The 15,637-nt window shown below is 58.8% G+C and carries 15 protein-coding genes; 10 read left to right on the plus strand and 5 right to left on the minus strand.

Annotation, left to right across the window (positions count from 1 at the left end; translation table 11 throughout):
- Window positions 1–265: 265 nt before the first annotated feature.
- From AC1RDQ_RS13495 to AC1RDQ_RS13505, 3 genes are all read left to right on the plus strand, one after another.
- A complete protein-coding gene (locus AC1RDQ_RS13495; protein WP_007978181.1) occupies window positions 266–1,513 on the plus strand; it encodes a ribonucleotide-diphosphate reductase subunit beta in 1,248 nt (415 codons plus the stop codon).
- 358 nt (window positions 1,514–1,871) lie between these two features.
- Window positions 1,872–2,453: a BRO-N domain-containing protein gene (locus AC1RDQ_RS13500; RefSeq protein ID WP_492587661.1), complete on the plus strand. Its 582-nt coding sequence runs from the start codon at window positions 1,872–1,874 to the stop codon at window positions 2,451–2,453.
- A 116-nt stretch (window positions 2,454–2,569) separates the two neighbouring features.
- A complete protein-coding gene (locus tag AC1RDQ_RS13505) occupies window positions 2,570–3,283 on the plus strand; it encodes an HNH endonuclease (RefSeq protein WP_492587523.1) in 714 nt (237 codons plus the stop codon).
- 168 nt (window positions 3,284–3,451) lie between these two features.
- Here the strand turns inward: AC1RDQ_RS13505 and AC1RDQ_RS13510 are convergent, their stop codons facing one another.
- Entirely contained in the window at window positions 3,452–6,955 is a 3,504-nt protein-coding gene (locus tag AC1RDQ_RS13510; RefSeq protein ID WP_492587524.1) for an alkaline phosphatase family protein, read from the minus strand.
- 44 nt (window positions 6,956–6,999) lie between these two features.
- Window positions 7,000–8,790, minus strand: coding sequence for a SulP family inorganic anion transporter (locus tag AC1RDQ_RS13515; protein WP_492587525.1), 1,791 nt, complete (start codon window positions 8,788–8,790; stop codon window positions 7,000–7,002).
- A 118-nt stretch (window positions 8,791–8,908) separates the two neighbouring features.
- On the opposite strand from AC1RDQ_RS13515, the gene AC1RDQ_RS13520 reads away from it, so the two are divergent.
- The 4 genes from AC1RDQ_RS13520 to AC1RDQ_RS13535 all read left to right on the plus strand — a co-directional run bounded on the left by AC1RDQ_RS13520 (window position 8,909) and on the right by AC1RDQ_RS13535 (window position 11,034).
- On the plus strand, window positions 8,909–9,874 hold the full coding sequence (locus AC1RDQ_RS13520) for a hypothetical protein (protein ID WP_492587526.1): 966 nt from the start codon (window positions 8,909–8,911) through the stop codon (window positions 9,872–9,874).
- Window positions 9,875–9,994: 120 nt separating this feature from the next.
- The gene (locus AC1RDQ_RS13525; RefSeq protein ID WP_007998876.1) at window positions 9,995–10,312 is read left to right on the plus strand and encodes a helix-turn-helix domain-containing protein; all 318 of its coding nucleotides are present in this window, start codon (window positions 9,995–9,997) and stop codon (window positions 10,310–10,312) included.
- 46 nt (window positions 10,313–10,358) lie between these two features.
- Window positions 10,359–10,721, plus strand: a complete 363-nt coding sequence (locus AC1RDQ_RS13530) for a type II toxin-antitoxin system RelE/ParE family toxin (RefSeq protein ID WP_102670295.1) — start codon at window positions 10,359–10,361, stop codon at window positions 10,719–10,721.
- Window positions 10,714–11,034, plus strand: coding sequence for a helix-turn-helix domain-containing protein (locus tag AC1RDQ_RS13535; protein ID WP_102670296.1), 321 nt, complete (start codon window positions 10,714–10,716; stop codon window positions 11,032–11,034). Before AC1RDQ_RS13530 ends, AC1RDQ_RS13535 begins: the two co-directional genes overlap by 8 nt.
- Before the next feature lie 23 nt (window positions 11,035–11,057).
- Here the strand turns inward: AC1RDQ_RS13535 and AC1RDQ_RS13540 are convergent, their stop codons facing one another.
- A complete protein-coding gene (locus tag AC1RDQ_RS13540; protein WP_154860386.1) occupies window positions 11,058–12,116 on the minus strand; it encodes an MBL fold metallo-hydrolase in 1,059 nt (352 codons plus the stop codon).
- A 215-nt stretch (window positions 12,117–12,331) separates the two neighbouring features.
- Between AC1RDQ_RS13540 and AC1RDQ_RS13545 the strand changes: the two genes are divergently transcribed.
- Window positions 12,332–12,943, plus strand: a complete 612-nt coding sequence (locus tag AC1RDQ_RS13545; RefSeq protein ID WP_057713592.1) for a TetR/AcrR family transcriptional regulator — start codon at window positions 12,332–12,334, stop codon at window positions 12,941–12,943.
- Between the two features lie 119 nt (window positions 12,944–13,062).
- Here AC1RDQ_RS13545 and AC1RDQ_RS13550 read toward each other — a convergent pair whose 3' ends face one another.
- Window positions 13,063–14,004, minus strand: coding sequence for a LysR family transcriptional regulator (locus tag AC1RDQ_RS13550; protein WP_492587527.1), 942 nt, complete (start codon window positions 14,002–14,004; stop codon window positions 13,063–13,065).
- 15 nt (window positions 14,005–14,019) lie between these two features.
- On the opposite strand from AC1RDQ_RS13550, the gene AC1RDQ_RS13555 reads away from it, so the two are divergent.
- Together AC1RDQ_RS13555 and AC1RDQ_RS13560 are read left to right on the plus strand one after the other, a co-directional pair.
- Entirely contained in the window at window positions 14,020–14,724 is a 705-nt protein-coding gene (locus tag AC1RDQ_RS13555) for a CTP synthase C-terminal region-related (seleno)protein (RefSeq protein ID WP_492587528.1), read from the plus strand.
- Complete coding sequence (locus AC1RDQ_RS13560) at window positions 14,724–15,047, plus strand: antibiotic biosynthesis monooxygenase family protein (RefSeq protein WP_492587529.1); 324 nt, start codon at window positions 14,724–14,726, stop codon at window positions 15,045–15,047. Before AC1RDQ_RS13555 ends, AC1RDQ_RS13560 begins: the two co-directional genes overlap by 1 nt.
- A gap of 145 nt (window positions 15,048–15,192) precedes the next feature.
- Here the strand turns inward: AC1RDQ_RS13560 and AC1RDQ_RS13565 are convergent, their stop codons facing one another.
- Complete coding sequence (locus AC1RDQ_RS13565; protein WP_057713589.1) at window positions 15,193–15,519, minus strand: DUF2025 family protein; 327 nt, start codon at window positions 15,517–15,519, stop codon at window positions 15,193–15,195.
- Between the last annotated feature and the right edge of the window lie 118 nt (window positions 15,520–15,637).

Genomic DNA, 15,637 nt, shown 5'->3' on the forward strand with positions numbered 1-15,637 from the left:
CTTCCCTATAATGCGGCCTTAAACGGGCCTGCAATATTCCCTTACAGGGACGAAAAGCCAGTCTGAAGCCCCGCACAAGCGATCAACGCTTGCTGCGCCCATCAGTGGCTCTCGGAACCCCGTACAAAATTCTGTTTGATGCCTGCGTATAGCTGCCGCAAAAAACGATTCCTTTAGATCCAACGCGGCCAGTAAGGCCGTGTGAAAAACCGACCTATCCAATTTCACACGGGCACACTGGCCCTCACGCAGGAGACGACACGTCATGCTGAGCTGGGACGAATTCGACAAAGAAGACACGGAAGTAGCAGTCAAGAGCGCCAACGCTGGCCACGCCACCGAAGCCAACATGGACCGTCTCGACAGCGCCGGCGGTGCCGCCGCCCTGGAAGCCCGTGCCGTGACCGCCGCTGACTCCGCCGCCGTTGCCCGCGCCAAAGCTGCCCTGGACTCCCTCGACGTCGCCGAAGGCCTCGCCGAACTCGAAGGCGCCTCCGCCCGTGTCGCCGTTGACGAAAAGCGCATGATCAACTGCCGCGCCGACCTCAACCAACTCGTACCCTTCAAGTACGACTGGGCCTGGCAGAAATACCTGGACGGCTGCGCAAACCACTGGATGCCGCAAGAAGTCAACATGACCGCCGACATCGCCCTCTGGAAAAACCCGGAAGGCCTGACCGACGACGAGCGCCGCATCGTAATGCGCAACCTCGGCTTCTTCTCCACCGCCGACTCCCTGGTTGCCAACAACCTGGTCCTGGCCGTGTACCGCCTGATCACCAACCCGGAATGCCGCCAATACATCCTGCGCCAGGCCTTCGAAGAGGCGATCCACACCCACGCCTACCAGTACTGCATCGAATCGCTGGCCATGGATGAAGGCGAAATCTTCAACATGTACCACGAGATCCCATCGGTCGCGAAAAAAGCCACCTGGGGCCTGAAATACACCCGCTCGATCTCCGATCCGAAGTTCGAAACCGGCACCGTCGAAACCGACAAAGAACTGCTGCGCAACCTGATCGCCTACTACTGCGTTCTGGAAGGCATCTTCTTCTACTGCGGCTTCACCCAGATCCTCTCCATGGGCCGCCGCAACAAAATGACCGGCGTCGCCGAGCAGTTCCAGTACATCCTGCGCGACGAATCCATGCACCTGAACTTCGGCATCGACGTGATCAACCAGATCAAAATCGAAAACCCGCATTTGTGGGATGCCGAGATGAAGGAAGAAGCCTCGCAGATGATCCTGCAAGGTACTCAGCTGGAGATTGAATACGCACGTGACACCATGCCTCGTGGGGTGTTGGGCATGAACGCGGCGATGATGGAGGACTACCTCAAGTTCATCGCTAACCGTCGCCTGTCGCAGATCGGTTTGAAGGAAGAGTACCCAGGGACCACTAACCCGTTCCCTTGGATGAGCGAGATCATGGACTTGAAGAAAGAGAAGAACTTCTTTGAGACTCGGGTTATTGAGTATCAGACTGGTGGTGCACTTAGCTGGGATTGATTCCCAAGCTAGCCGCGATTTGACGACTTGAATCGACAAATCGAACATCTGAAAGCCCCGATCTGATCGGGGCTTTTTGTTGGCTAGGAAAACACTTACGCGTCATCTCAGCAGTAGCTAAACCTCCTACAGAAATTCCAGCACCGTCTGTATTGAGGGCCACTCCAAGCAGCTCTAAGCTCTATTGCAGGTGCCTAAGAAACGCCCAACGTAGAAGCTAATTTCGCCACACAGACCGCATGCTGTTATCAGCTATAAATGCGTAATCCTGTGTCTGAAAGGGATAGCTTGTTGGGATTTCTTAGATCCTCTACGTCGGGTTCGGCCCTCATCAACTTCATACGTAGGGGTAATGGAAATGCCAGTCGACACGCACAACCGCTCTGCGGCACCTCAAAGATCAGTCATATCTGATCCGTACATTTCGACAATTTTCACTCGCCACAACCTCCCTCTACACGCCCTTCTCCTTGAAAATCAACCATGGTTTTGCGCCCGTGATATCGGCCGCTTGATGGGTTTCCATCTAAGTGAGCGCATGGTCAACAAGCTAGACAAGGACCAGCACCGAACATTGTGGATTGAATATTACCGGCAACCGGAAAAGCAGTTGATGCTCAGTGAATCCGGCGTATATGCACTGTTGGTGTATCACTACGCGCCTGGAAATCGGTTGCTGCGTGAGTGGATCACCCATCAAGTGGTGCCAGCCTTACGTGATGCGGAGCAGTCGGACAATTCGGATCGACCGATGCTGAGTTTGTTGGATTGGCCGGAGATGTCGCTGAGCTTGCTGCACTGGCAGGATGAAGGTTGGATTCGGTTGCGGGACATGCCTTACCTATTGTTCGATCACTCACAACATCGGACGCCGGTGATTAAGCCTTGGTGGCGGAAGGTGGTGCAGGTGTTTCAGTTGTCGAAGCAATCGGTGGGTTAAGTGACGTGCTTGTAGGATCGCTTGCGAGATTCGTCTCCGTTTTGTGTAGGAATTTTCGTAGACAGTTGTAGTGGCCACTCCGTATCGTCCGAGGGTATTTCACCCTCGGCGATTGTATGGATACGAAAAAGAACAGCAGCGATTGGAGTGACACAGAGATTCAGGCTGCGGTCGATGCCTATCTCAGCATGCTTTCTCGCGAGCAGAACGGTCAGGCGATTAACAAGACGCATGAAAATCGCGTCCTGCGCGAGGGTGCTTTAGCCGGTCGGACCAAAGGTTCGGTTGAGTTTCGAATGCAGAACATTTCTACGGTTATGGTCGAACTGGGTCGAGAACCTATCAAGGGATACAAGCCTGCCAAGAATGTCGGTGCCAATGTTACGAAGAGCATTCGTAAAGCACTCAATGCTCCAGGTCCTATAACTCCCGAGGACTTCGCCCCGACAGCCGACGAGGCCACACTGGAGCAGCGAGCTGCAAAGCTTGAGCGACAACCGATTAAAGCCGAGCCGAAGGGGATTGAGAAACCAGAGCAAACTCAGTCCAGCGGAAAGTCGTATGTTCGCGATCCGGAAGTGAGAGCGTGGGTTCGCCAACAGGCTGAAGGTAAATGCGAAGGCTGTGGCAACCCTGCTCCGTTTGAAAAGTCAGGCAGTCCGTTTCTTGAGGTTCACCACGTTAAGCATTTGGCACAGGAAGGTTCAGACCGTCCGAGCAATGCTGTAGCGCTGTGCCCGAACTGCCATCGGCGTTGTCACCATTCGAGTGATCGGGAGAAGTTCACTGCTTTGCTTTATACAAAGGTGAAACGGCTGAAGCCGGAATAACCGAGCGGAACATTAGCCTGTGGCTGACTTGCTTGCTGTGCTGATTTTGCGAATCGCGAGCAAGCTCGCTCCCACAGGGGATCTGGGGCAGGCTTTAGAGTTTCGATGCTAAAAGGGGCGCTGGATTTTCCAGCGGCCCTTTTCTTCACCCGCAATACAGCTAAAACCTCACCTCCCCAACCCACTAATCCGCCACGGACAAACCGCCGCCCTAACCCCACTAGGCCCAACAATCTCCGGCGTCTGCCCCAACGACCTCGCACTCAACACACTCCCCACCCGTTCAATCAACTGATCAAACCCCAACGTCGCATCCTCCTGATGCAACTTGCGCAGTTGTTCAACCAACGCATAGGTGAAAGCGCCATAGCTGTTCGACCCCACCTCATACTCATTGGCCTTTTCGTTCTCCCGCGCAGCGTAGAGCATCAGGGGCATGTAGGGCCCGTGGTGGCCGTAGAGTTTGGTTTGGCGCAGCAGTTGGGCTTTTTTTTCGGGACGCAGGCCGGTGGCGGCGCCTTGGGTGGTGCGGGTGCGGGTGAGGCCGCGGGTTTTGTTGTCTTGTTCGCTGAAGTCGCGGCGGTCGGCGTCGGTGGCGTAGACGCGGCGGTCCCAGTCGCCGGCGTAGGGGTCCCAGCGCAGCATGCGGTGGCGGATGTCGCTGGGTGGGGTGATGCCGCGCACGCGGCCGTTGCCGCGGGTCATGCCGCCGGCGTAGCAGCAGTCGAACATGACGGTGAGTTTGGCGCCGTGGCCGTCCGGGTCGAATGGCAGGTGGCTGTAGAACTGGCGGAACAGTTTGTCGGTGAAGTGGGTGCTTTCGTCGTCCCAGTCGAAGTCGTGGAGTACCAGGGTTTCGTCCATGCAGTCGGCTTCGCCGCTGCTGCTGTAGACCGGCAGTTGAGTGCCGTGGCCGGAGTAGAACAGTACGCGCTCGTCGCCGGCACGGGCGCCTTCCACCAGCCATTCGAGGCGTTCGACGAAGTTGGCCCGGGTCGCTCGGGCGTCGTGCAGCAATCGGATGTCGCCGGCATCGTAGCCGCTTTCCTGAAGCATGCGGCTGATCAGGTAGGTGTCGTTGATGCAGCCCTCGAGGCGTGCGCTCGGGTCGAGGTAATCGTTGATGCCGACCACCAGGGCGCGACGTTTGCGTTGACCGCTGCGGGCCAGGAATGCCGGCACTTCCAGCGCTCGCGCCGCCACCACATCGCGGGCGAGTTGCGGCCACAGGCCGGTCTGGCTGGTGGGTGAGGACAAGTAGGCCTGGGCGGCGTGATTGAGGTCGAGCAGGTCATCACGCAGCTGCACGCTGAATTCGGTTTGCAGGTCGACTCGCGCTGAATCCGGCGAGGTGATCGGTCGGGCCAGCAAGCCGTCGTTGGGGTTGTGGAGGTGGAACCAGCGGCGGATACCTCGACCGTTTTCACTCAACCGCAGCACCCGCCCGCCCCACACTTCGCGCATCACCAGCGGCAGTGCAATCGGTGAGCCGAAGCTGACGAACACTCGGCCATCGATGCGCTTGAGTGCCGTACCTTTTTTTGCCACCGAGCGGCGTAGGGCGTCATAGCCGATCAAGCTGCCCAGCCCTTGAGCGAAGATGATCTGCGGATTGAATGCCTCGATCTTCGCCAACAGATGTTGAGTCAACGCCGTGCGCAACTCGGCGTCTTCGATCCATTGCACGATGGCGCCGACGGTGGTGCGCAACATCTCATTGACCGGCAGGCCCCAACTGCCGAAGTTCTCGTCGGCCTTGCCCCTGGCGTCGGCGCTCAGCATCGCCAGGCCTCGGGTGATCTGGGCGAAGTCCGGTCCCTCCTTGAGTTGCTCGTCGAAGGACAGGAAGTCGATGTCCTGGTCATCGATGGGGCGACCGTTCTGCGCCAGTTGAGTACGGATCAATGTGCGCCATTGGTCCTGCCAGTTCGCATCGATGCCGCCCTGCCCTTGGCCGGCTGGCGTGAAACCGACACCAGGCAGGCACAGGACGCGCAGCCGCGTTGGCGCGACTTCCACTCCCGGTTCTGCCAAGGCTTTGCTGGCAGGCACTGCAACGGGGCGAACGGCTAGCCCTTGGGCGGTGACCATCAAATCCTGCAAGCGCCGCAGTTTCGCCTCCAGGCTGTCCGCACTGGGCGCGGCAGGCGTGAGCGCGGCCTGAGCCGGATCAGCCAGGGCGCGGCTGCGGTTGCCGAGAAAACCGCTGACCCATTGGGCGCTGCTCTTCCAGATCTGCTCTGGATCGAGGCCGTCGAGGTAACCGGTGGCGCTGTCCACCACCTGCCGACTCTGGGTCGCCAGCTCCGACTCGATCAATGGCAACCCGACGCGACTGGGCACCACAGTGGCCGCCAATTTTGGCGCAGCCGTTACACCCGGTGCAGCGCGCCAGATAGGTGCGTTGCCGAAGTGCTGCGCCGCGACCACCCGCGGGCCGAGGGCACTGCGCGGCAATTTGAAGTGATCGCAAAGAAACGCCAGCAGGCTGGTGTGATCGTAATGCTGGGCCTGGACGTTGCCCGTCCAGGGAATCAAGCCTGGCTTGAGCCACGGCGAAGCCAGAATCGCCGGCACCCGAACGCCGAGGCGGGTGAATGGATTTTTCCACGGGACATCGACCGTTGAACCGGTCGCCACGCAAGTCGGCGGTACCACGTGGTCATGGAAGCCGCCATGTTCGTCGTACAGCAGCACGAACAGGGTTTTGTTCCAGACAGCGGTGTTGGCCGACAAGGCGTTGAACACTTCACCGACAAACTGATCGCCGAAGCGCAAATCTTCGGGTGGATGATGCGACACATTGGGCCCGAGTTTTCCGTTGAGCAGGCCATAGCTCGGCTCGATCCAGGACAGTTCGGGGAGCCTGTTACCGGCGACGTCCGACTTGAAGTCGTCGATGCTCAGGTGCTGCAAACCACCCTTGACCAGCGCCGCCAGCGGGATCGCGCCATCGGAATAAATGCGCGCATCGTGGCCGTTGTTGCGCAGCAGCGAAAAAATACTCTCACCGCCGAACTGTGCGATCAGGCTTTTGATGCCGGCCAGCACCGTGCCCGTGGAGGGCATCAGCAGGTGACCATTGCAACTGCCGAGCATGGCAAAAAAACGGTTCGGCCAGGTGGGGCCCGGCACCGAGGAAAACCAGCGGTCGCATACGGTGAAGTTACGCGCCAATCCGTGGATGGCCGGCAGCGTATCCTTCGCTGGCGTGGCGCCGAACGGGATGTAGTTCATCGCCCGTTGGGCCATGGATTGCGACCAGGTTTTGTACACCTTCAGGTCGCTGCGGGCCTTGTCGTAGGCGTCCTGGGCAAAACCGGCGAGCGTAGGGTTGGCCGGGCTGGTCTTGAAGGAGACACCGAGTTGCTTCTCCACGTTAACGAACTCGTGGCCAAGGTCGAAACCCTCGCTGTTGCCCGGCGGCAGCGCCGGAGGCAGAGGGGGCGGCGGTGCCCACAGGCTGTAGTTTTCCGGGAACTCCGACGCTTGAGTGATCACCGTCGAATTACCGTTGGCCAGCTTCAACGGGTTGGTGCTGGGCGCCTTGCGGTTGATACCGTCACACGCGGCATTGATGCTTGTGTAATCCCCCAGCAAATGGTCGAACGAACGGTTTTCCATCATCAGCACGACGACGTGCTCAATCCCTGCGGGCCAGTTGTTCGGCATGGTTCGCTCCTTGATGTGAAGTCTCTATTTCAATCTCGCGGGTTTCACGGCAATCCGTTCCCTTCATCTTCCCGCTCCCTGTAATCCACCCGATAATTCGCCACATAACTATCCACAGCCGTCCCAATCGTAGGAAAAAACGCCGTCTCCCCCAACCGTGCAAACAACCCGAACCGCTTCAGCTTGTCCTTCACCGGATCCTTCATCTCGGCAATACACAACTCAATACCCGCCGCATGCAAGGTGTCGTCCAGTTCGGCCAGCATGTCGGCAGACGTCACATCGACACTGGTGACGGGCTCTGCGGCGACCACCAGCCAGCGCACGGGCGTGGGCGATGCCGCTACGGCGTCCAGCACTCGGTCGCTGAACAGTTCGGCGTTGGCGAAAAACAAGGGTGCATCCCAGCGAAACAGGACCAGGCCGGGGATCAGGCGTGCGTCGGGGTAGCGTTTGATGTCGTGGTAGCCCTTGACCCCATCGGCGCGGCCCAATACCGCGGAGTACGGGCGCCAGCCGTCCCAGAGGAATTCTATGACGGCAATCACGATGGCCAGGCCGATGCCCTCGATCGCGCCGAACACGGCCACGCCGACGGTGCAGACGATCGACAGCCAGCATTCCCAGCGCTGGATGCGATAGATCCGGCGCAGGTCGGTGATTTCGATCAGGCCGATGGCCGAGGCGATCACGACTGCCGCCAGGGCGCTGGACGGTAGATGTTGCAGCAGGTCCGGTGCCACCACCAGCAGCAAGGCAACCGCCAGTGCGCCGACGACGCCGGTCATTTGGGTTTTGGCTCCGGCGGCCTCGGCCACGGGGGTCCGTGACGAGCTGCTGCTGATCGGGAAGCCTTGGAAAAAACCGGCCGCCAGGTTGGCGATGCCGAGGCCCACCATTTCCTGGTTCGGGTTGACATAGGTTCGGGTCCGCGCCGCATAGACGCGGGAGAGCACGCTGGTGTCGGCGAACGAGACGAGTGCGACGGCGCAACCGCCGATCAACACCGGGACGATGTCGGCGCTGGTGATCCAGGGGATGGCAAAACCGGGCAAGCCCTGGGGGAGCGAACCGAGAACCGACACTCCGGCGCGTGTCGCAAGGTCGAGTACGCCCACGGCGACTGTCGCGCCAACCACGGCGATCAGGATGCCCGGTAGTCGCGGCCACCTTTTTAGTAGCAGGATCACCGCCAGGGTGAGCCCGCCCACCGTGAAGGTGGTCCAGTTGACCTTCCCCTCCATCACCGCTGAGGCGATGGCCCCTATGTTGTTCAATGGGCCGTCGGACTCAATCGTAAAACCGAACAGCTTGGGCAACTGGCTGATCAAAACGGTCAGTGCGATGCCGTTCATGTAGCCGTAGCGGATCGGTTTGGACAGCAGCTCGGTGATGAAACCCAGGCGCGCGATCCCGGCCAGGATACACACCGCTCCCGAGACGATCGCCATCATGCCCGCCAGGGCGACGGCTCGCTGCGGGTCGCCGCCGGAGAGTGGAATGATGACGGCAAGGATGACGGCCACCAGGGAGGAATCCGGCCCCATCACCAGAATTCGGCTGGGGCCGAACAAGGCATAGAACAGCAGCGGAACGATGGTCGCGTAGAGGCCATATATGCCTGGCACGCCTGAAGCGACCGCATAGGCGATACCGACCGGCACCAGCATCGTGGTCAGCACCAGGCCGGCCACGATGTCGTAACGCAACCATGCCGGTTGGTATTCGCGCAGCATGCTCAGCCCCGGTACCGAACGGCGCCAGCCGGTCTGTTCATCCCGGCGGGCTATCCGGCCTGGCTCCGGGAGAGGGGGCGAAGCATCTGAATGGCTCATGAACCGCCCTCTTTGATGGACTGTGCAGGCTCGGCGATATCGAAGTGATCTGAGTGTAGCTATTGCTTCGAATGCGCCATCACTGGAAGCTGTTCACCTAAAGGATTTGGAACCCGACATGAAATTCGACCTCGCCTATTGCCTCGGCCTCAACGACAAGTTGTCGATCTACGACGTTCGGGATCTGAATTTCGACGAGACGATGGATTTCGACTCCGCCAAGGAACACTTCCAGTGCCCCAACGATGCCTGTCGTTTGGCGTTCGATGCGACCAATGAGCTGGGCACGTTCAACGCGAAGAATGTGAATTACGTGCGCACGCCGCACTTCAAGAACTTGCCGAGTACGCGGCATGTCGAGGGCTGCCCTTATGTCAGCTTGAGGACGCCAGCGTCGGGTGTGGATGAGACGGAAACGGATGACAGCCGCGAGGAAAATTTCCCGTCGGAATTGTTACTGACTCGGCGTGAATACGTGCGTAAGCCGTCCAGCCCGAAGGTCGCGGCGGACGGGGTGCGGGATGAGTCGCTGACGCCTTCGGTGGCAAGCAATGTCGAGCAACCGAGCAGGGAATCAGCACCGGACAAGACCAGCGTCTTCGCCCATCCGGTGGAGTGTTTTGTGTCGAACTTCGACGACAAGGATTTGCTCAAGCGCGTGCCGCTGAAGATTGGCGAGCACACCGCGCCCTACGGGTCGTTTTTCAAGAAAATCGAATACCTGCAGGACAACAAGGGGCTGATTTACTGGGGCAAGGTCAAGGAGATCAAGGACTATACCCAGAGCTTTCGCATCGATTTCGAGAAGAAGGTCTGGTTCGAGAAAAAGCCTTACTCGGTCAATGTCTACCTGAGCAAAAAGCTGATCGACAGCTATCGCAAGCGCAAAGCGTTCCTGGAGGAGATCAAGCACGCCATCGAGAGCGGGCGGGAGTTGTATTGCTTCTTTTATGGCGTAACGCCCGAACTGAAGCAGGTGCCGAGCAAGAAAAACCCCGAGCAGACGTTCGGGGTGTTCAGCGCCAACATCGAGAATCTGGATCACTTTATCGTGCGGGAAGCGCCGGGGTTGGCGGGCAAGTAAGCGCAGCACCGTTCGTCTGTCTGAAAAGACAAATCAAAAAATGCGTTTGATCCGGGCTCAAAACAACTGTACAAAAACACAGTATATTTTGAACCAACACTCTCGAGCCCGGAGAACACCATGGCCTCTCAAGCGATGAAAATCACCCTGGAACGTATCGCCCTCTTCCAATTCACCCCGGCCCACTGCGCCCAGGCCCGAGCGATGCTGGGCTGGAGTGTGGAAGAGCTGTCGCGGGAATCCCGGGTCTCGGTGGATGCCATTCAACGCTTCGAGGCACGCCAGGAGGTGCTGGATGTCACGCGCCTGGCGCTGGCCTATCGGTTCGAATCGGAGGGGTTGGTGTTCTTCCCGGGATTTGCGCCGGGTCGAGGGATGAACGTCAAAGGCTCTACGCCGAATCCGGTTGGGCGGGCGGATTTTGCGATGGTGGAGTGAGCCAACTTATCGATTGACGATTATTCCCATTTAGGTATATTTTCACATGAGTACAAGGAAGCCACTCCTGTGGGTTAGCAGCAGTAAAAAAGACCTCAAGCAGATGCCTGCAGATGTACAGGACGTTTTTGGCCACGCTCTTGATCTGGCCCAAAGCAACAAGAAGCACCCAGATGCAAAACCACTGAAAGGCTTTGGTGGTGCCGGAGTCCTTGAGTTGATTGAGGACTTCGATACGAACACCTATCGCGCCGTTTATACCGTTCGTTTTGGTAATGCTGTTTATGTTCTGCACTGTTTTCAGAAAAAGTCGACCACGGGAATCAAAACCGCGCAGCACGACATCGATTTGATCAGGAAGAGACTTCAAGCGGCGCAGGAACACGCAAAAGGATCAGAACATGATTGAAATCGAAGAAGGCAGTGGCAACGTCTACGAAGACCTCGGGACACCGAACGCCAATGAAATGCGAGTCAAATCCCAATTGGCTGCAAAAATTGGCGAAATCATCAAGGCTCGTCATTTGACCCAGGTTCAGGCGTCTGAAATTTTAGGTCTGTCACAGCCCAAGCTATCTGAAATGTTGCGCGGTAAATTTCGTGGGATCAGTGAGGCCAAGATGATGGAGTGCTTGTTACTTCTCGGGCGTGATGTGCAAATCGTGGTCAAGTCGGCCCCGCGCTCACGCAAAGAGGGCCGAATTGAAGTGGTTTTTAGCTGAGGTCTACAACTCAACCAATCACTCTACGCGTTATGAGCCACCACCCGATCACTCTCCCCTTCCACCGCCAACCACCACGCCCTACCGCGCTGCGGATGCATCAGGTTGAACGCCTCGCCCATCTGCGGCGTGGTGATCGATACGTTGCGTTCCCAGGCCAGGGCCAGGATACGGTCGAAGGGTTCGTACCAGGCGTGCATCGACAGGTCGAACGTACCGTTGTGGATTGGCAGTAGCCAGCGGCCCTTGAGGTCGAGGTGGGCTTGCAGGGTTTGTTCGGGTTGCATGTGCACGTGTGGCCAGTCGACGTTGTAGGCACCGGTTTCCATCAGGGTCAGGTCGAATGGACCGTACTGTTCGCCGATGCGTTTGAAGCCGTCGAAGTAGCCGCTGTCGCCGCTGAAGAAGAGGCGCGTGTCGCCGTCGATCATCACCCACGAGGCCCAGAGGGTGCTGTTGCTGTCGAACAGGCCACGGCCGGAAAAGTGCTGCGACGGGGTAGCGATGAACTGGATGCCATCGACTTCCGTGCCTTGCCACCAATCCAGCTGGCGGACTTTGCTCGCGTCGATGCCCCACTTGATCAGGGTGTCGCCTACGCCCAGCGGGGTAAGGAAGTGTTTGGTCTTGTCCGCGAGCTTGAGCACGGCCTGATGATCCAGGTGATCGTAGTGGTCGTGGGACAGGATCACCGCTTCGATCGGTGGCAATTCTTCCAGGCTGATCGGTGGCTGGTGGAAACGCTTGGGGCCAGCCCATTGTACGGGCGAGGCACGCTCGGCGAAGACCGGGTCGGTGATCCAGAATTTGTCGCGCAGCTTGAGCAACACCGTGGAGTGGCCCAGTCGATAGACGCTGTGGTTGGGCGCTGCGATCAGCGCGGCTTGAGTCAGGGCTTGCACCGGGACGGGCGCGCTCGGGCGGGTGTTTTGCGGTTTGTGGAACAGCACGTTCCAAAGGACGCCCATGGTTTTGCCAAAGCTTAAACGTTGAACCGGCGTGAAGTTTTGGTACTGCCCTTGAGCCTGTCGGGACGCTTCAGGTGTGGAGGCGTTGTCCGCCGGGGAGTTTGAATTGGCCATGACTGAATGACTCCAGAAAAACCGCGCATGACGCGACTTTCCGTTTTGGGACGATAAATGGCCAAAGCACGCACGCATCAGCCGGACTTTCTATTTTTGCTGGGCAGGATTAACAAAACATTACACTGCACAGTGTAGTTTCTAGGTTGCATCAAAGTCGATGACAAGTAAACTGCTGAGTGTAATTCCTCCCTTCTTCCTGCCGAAGCGTACTTATGACAGCTCCACAGCGCCTCACCGACCGAAAACGCCAAGCGATCATTCATGCCGCGATCAACGAATTCCGTGACAACGGTTTCGAGATCACCAGCATGGACAAGATTGCTGCCACTGCCGGTGTGTCGAAGCGCACGGTGTACAACCACTTTCCCAGCAAGGAAGAGTTGTTCGCCGAGATCCTCAATCAATTATGGACCCGGGTGACGGCCGAACAGGAAACGGCCTACCGTCCCGACCTGCCGTTGCGTGAGCAATTGCGCGGATTGCTGATGGCCAAGCTGCAAATGTTGGGCGATGACAATTTTCTCGACCTGGCGCGGGTGGCGATAGCGGCGACGATTCATTCCCCGGAGCGGGCGCAGGATATGGTGGCGCGAATGGGCGAGCGCGAAGAAGGGCTGACGGTCTGGATTCGTGCCGCTCAGGCCGATGGTCGGTTGAAAGCTATTGCCCCTGATTTTGCCGCACAACAGGTGCAGGGGCTGCTCAAGTCGTTTGCCTTCTGGCCGCAGATTTCCATGGGCAAACCAGGCTTGTCACCCGAAGAACAACACCAGGTGGCAGACTCCGCGCTGGACATGTTTCTGGCCTGCTATCAGTTGCAATAAATGACAAGTTCGACGGCGGCGTCGAAGGATCGATGGCTCTGATTTGAATGACGCGATGTGTTTCAGAATGAAACCGGCACTGAGGCTTTAGTGAGCTTCAGCCAGGAACCTGAACGGTTTCACGGCAGTTTCAGCGCTCGCCCCAACTCATCGAACAAGGTGACCACCGAGCGCAAAGCGCGGCAGTCGGGACGGGTCAGCAGCCACAGCGCGGTGTCGTATCCGTGCAGGGGTTCGCTCAGCGGCTGTAATCCGTCGCCGATCAAAAAATCCGGCAACGCCGCTACACCCAGACCGGCCCTGACCAGCTCGGTCACCGACAGCATGCTGTTGCAGCGATAGCCCGGCGTTACGCCCGGCAAGGCTTGGCGACGCCAGGTAACGGTCGGGTGATCAGGCAGGAAGTCATCCGGGGCTATCCAGGTCAATGAGGCCAGGTCAGGGGTATTGACCGATTGCAGGTATCGCTCGCTGGCACACACGCGATAGGAAATGTCCGCCAGCCGCCTTCCCACCAGATGCTCCGGTGGCGTGCGGGTCAGGCGCAGGGCGATATCGGCATCCCGACGGCTGAGGTTGGCAAAATCATTGGACGTGCTCAGTTCAAGGGTCAGCGCCGGATAGTTCGGCATGAACTGCGCCAGCGCCGGCAACAGCAAACCTTGCAGGACCGAATCGGTACAGGTCAGGCGCACGATGCCGCTGATCACTTCTCCGCCCTGCTCCACACCAATGCGTGCCGCCTCCAGAGCCTGTTCAGCGCGCTCGGCCTGTTCAGCCAGGGACTGCGCCAGGGTGGTGGGCAGGTACCCGGCGCGGCTTTTTTCGAACAGTTGCTGACCCAGTGCACCCTCCAGCCGGCGCACCGCTCGAAACACCGTCGAAACATCCACCTTCAACAGTTGCGCTGCCCGGGCCAGAGAGCCGCCACGTACCAGCGCGAGGATCAGGGCCAGGTCCGGGTAGTCCAATCGATAGTGCGTCACTGCATTGATCACTTGGGAAAACGCCAATATTGAGTGCGTGAGCGCCAATCTATAGTGGGCACCAGCAATCAACAAGTGCAGAGGCCCCACATGGAAACCCGCCCGATTCGCATCGCCCTGATCGGCGACTACGACCCGCAAGTCACCGCCCACCAGGCCATTCCCGTCGCCCTCGAAATGGCCGCTGAACACAGTGGCCCGAACGTGCAATGGCAATGGCTGACCACCGATGAAATCCACGTCGAGACACCGCTGCACACATTCGACGGGTTCTGGTGTGTGCCGGCCAGCCCTTACCGGAGCATGGACGGTGCATTGCTGGCGATTCGCTTTGCCCGCGAACAACGGCGACCTTTCCTCGGCACCTGCGGTGGTTTTCAACACGCGGTGCTGGAATATGCGCGAAACGTGCTGGGCTGGTCGGATGCCGAACACGGCGAGACAAATCCCGATGCCGCGCGGGCGCTGCTGACGCCACTGTCGTGTGCGCTGGTGGAAGCGGTCGATACGATTGATTTGCTTGAGGGTTCGTTGCTCGCCAAGGCCTACGAAAGCACCGAGATTCGTGAAGGCTATCGCTGTCGTTTTGGTGTGAATCCGCAGTTCGAAGGGGAGTTGCTCAAGCGCGAACTACATGCCGTCGGCCACGATTCGGAACACGGACTGCGGGCGGTCGAACTCAGCGGTCATCCGTTCTTTGTCGCGACCTTGTTCCAGCCCGAGCGGGCGGCGCTCAAGGGCGTATTGCCGCCGTTGGTTGGCGCCTTTGTCGAAGCCTGTGCGGGGCGCTCGTAATGATGGCCGATACGCCAGCTGCGCCTTATTACGCGGTGATCTTCACTTCACTGCGCACCGAGGGTGACCAGGGTTACGCCGAAGCGGCTGCACGGATGCTGGAACTGGCCCGCGAACAGCCGGGGTTTCTCGGCGTGGAGTCGGCGCGGGGCGAGGATGGGTTGGGAATAACCGTGTCGTACTGGGCCAGTGAAGCGGCCATTCTGGCGTGGAAGCATCATCCGGAGCACAGTGCGATTCGCGAGCGTGGGCGCTCGACCTGGTATGCGCGGTGTCATACGCGGGTGTGCCGGGTTGAGCGGGCTTACGGATTCAATCAGTGACTGATTTAGAGTTCTTCAGGCCGCCATCGCGAGCAAGCTCGCTCCCACATTTTGATCCCGGTCGGTCACAACATTTGTGCGCGACAAAGATCTACTGTGGGAGCGAGCTTGCTCGCGATGGGGCCCGTCAATTCACCGCAAAAACTCACCCCTGAACCAGACTGCGAACCGCCGAAATCTCCGGCACTTCCCGCCGGTTCATGTACACCCGCAACGGCTCGGTGATGTTGATCCGGTCATCGATGTTCTGGTCCAGCAGCAACTGGATCAATTCACGCTTGAGCGTCATGACCTGCCCGGGGCCCGCGGCCCAGACGAATTCGCTGACAGGGATGATGCCGTCGTCCGCCACGTCCATGCCAAACGAGTCTTCGCTGAAGCGCACAATGTAGTGCCCGGTCTTGCGGTTGAGGCCGACGAAGCCTTTGAGTTGGTCGGCAGCCTGGCAGATGAGCTGGGAAGTGATGCGCATGGTAAACCCCGCAATGGTGATCGTTGGTTTGCACGCAGGGCCTGCGTTTCCCTCTGCCGGGGAAATTGCAGGGCCTCAGCGTACTGCAAACGGGCGCACAAAAGCGCTGACGAAAATC

The organism is Pseudomonas sp. GW823-FHT02E01 (assembly GCF_058797535.1).

What these genes read in the sequence shown, in the direction of transcription:
- AC1RDQ_RS13495 (WP_007978181.1), top strand. Translation starts at nt 266, where the DNA reads ATGCTGAGCTGGGACGAATTCGACAAAGAAGACACGGAAGTAGCAGTC.
- AC1RDQ_RS13500 (WP_492587661.1), top strand. Translation starts at nt 1,872, where the DNA reads ATGCCAGTCGACACGCACAACCGCTCTGCGGCACCTCAAAGATCAGTC.
- AC1RDQ_RS13505 (WP_492587523.1), top strand. Translation starts at nt 2,570, where the DNA reads ATGGATACGAAAAAGAACAGCAGCGATTGGAGTGACACAGAGATTCAG.
- AC1RDQ_RS13510 (WP_492587524.1), bottom strand. Translation starts at nt 6,955, where the DNA reads ATGCCGAACAACTGGCCCGCAGGGATTGAGCACGTCGTCGTGCTGATG.
- AC1RDQ_RS13515 (WP_492587525.1), bottom strand. Translation starts at nt 8,790, where the DNA reads ATGAGCCATTCAGATGCTTCGCCCCCTCTCCCGGAGCCAGGCCGGATA.
- AC1RDQ_RS13520 (WP_492587526.1), top strand. Translation starts at nt 8,909, where the DNA reads ATGAAATTCGACCTCGCCTATTGCCTCGGCCTCAACGACAAGTTGTCG.
- AC1RDQ_RS13525 (WP_007998876.1), top strand. Translation starts at nt 9,995, where the DNA reads ATGGCCTCTCAAGCGATGAAAATCACCCTGGAACGTATCGCCCTCTTC.
- AC1RDQ_RS13530 (WP_102670295.1), top strand. Translation starts at nt 10,359, where the DNA reads ATGAGTACAAGGAAGCCACTCCTGTGGGTTAGCAGCAGTAAAAAAGAC.
- AC1RDQ_RS13535 (WP_102670296.1), top strand. Translation starts at nt 10,714, where the DNA reads ATGATTGAAATCGAAGAAGGCAGTGGCAACGTCTACGAAGACCTCGGG.
- AC1RDQ_RS13540 (WP_154860386.1), bottom strand. Translation starts at nt 12,116, where the DNA reads ATGGCCAATTCAAACTCCCCGGCGGACAACGCCTCCACACCTGAAGCG.
- AC1RDQ_RS13545 (WP_057713592.1), top strand. Translation starts at nt 12,332, where the DNA reads ATGACAGCTCCACAGCGCCTCACCGACCGAAAACGCCAAGCGATCATT.
- AC1RDQ_RS13555 (WP_492587528.1), top strand. Translation starts at nt 14,020, where the DNA reads ATGGAAACCCGCCCGATTCGCATCGCCCTGATCGGCGACTACGACCCG.
- AC1RDQ_RS13560 (WP_492587529.1), top strand. Translation starts at nt 14,724, where the DNA reads ATGATGGCCGATACGCCAGCTGCGCCTTATTACGCGGTGATCTTCACT.
- AC1RDQ_RS13565 (WP_057713589.1), bottom strand. Translation starts at nt 15,519, where the DNA reads ATGCGCATCACTTCCCAGCTCATCTGCCAGGCTGCCGACCAACTCAAA.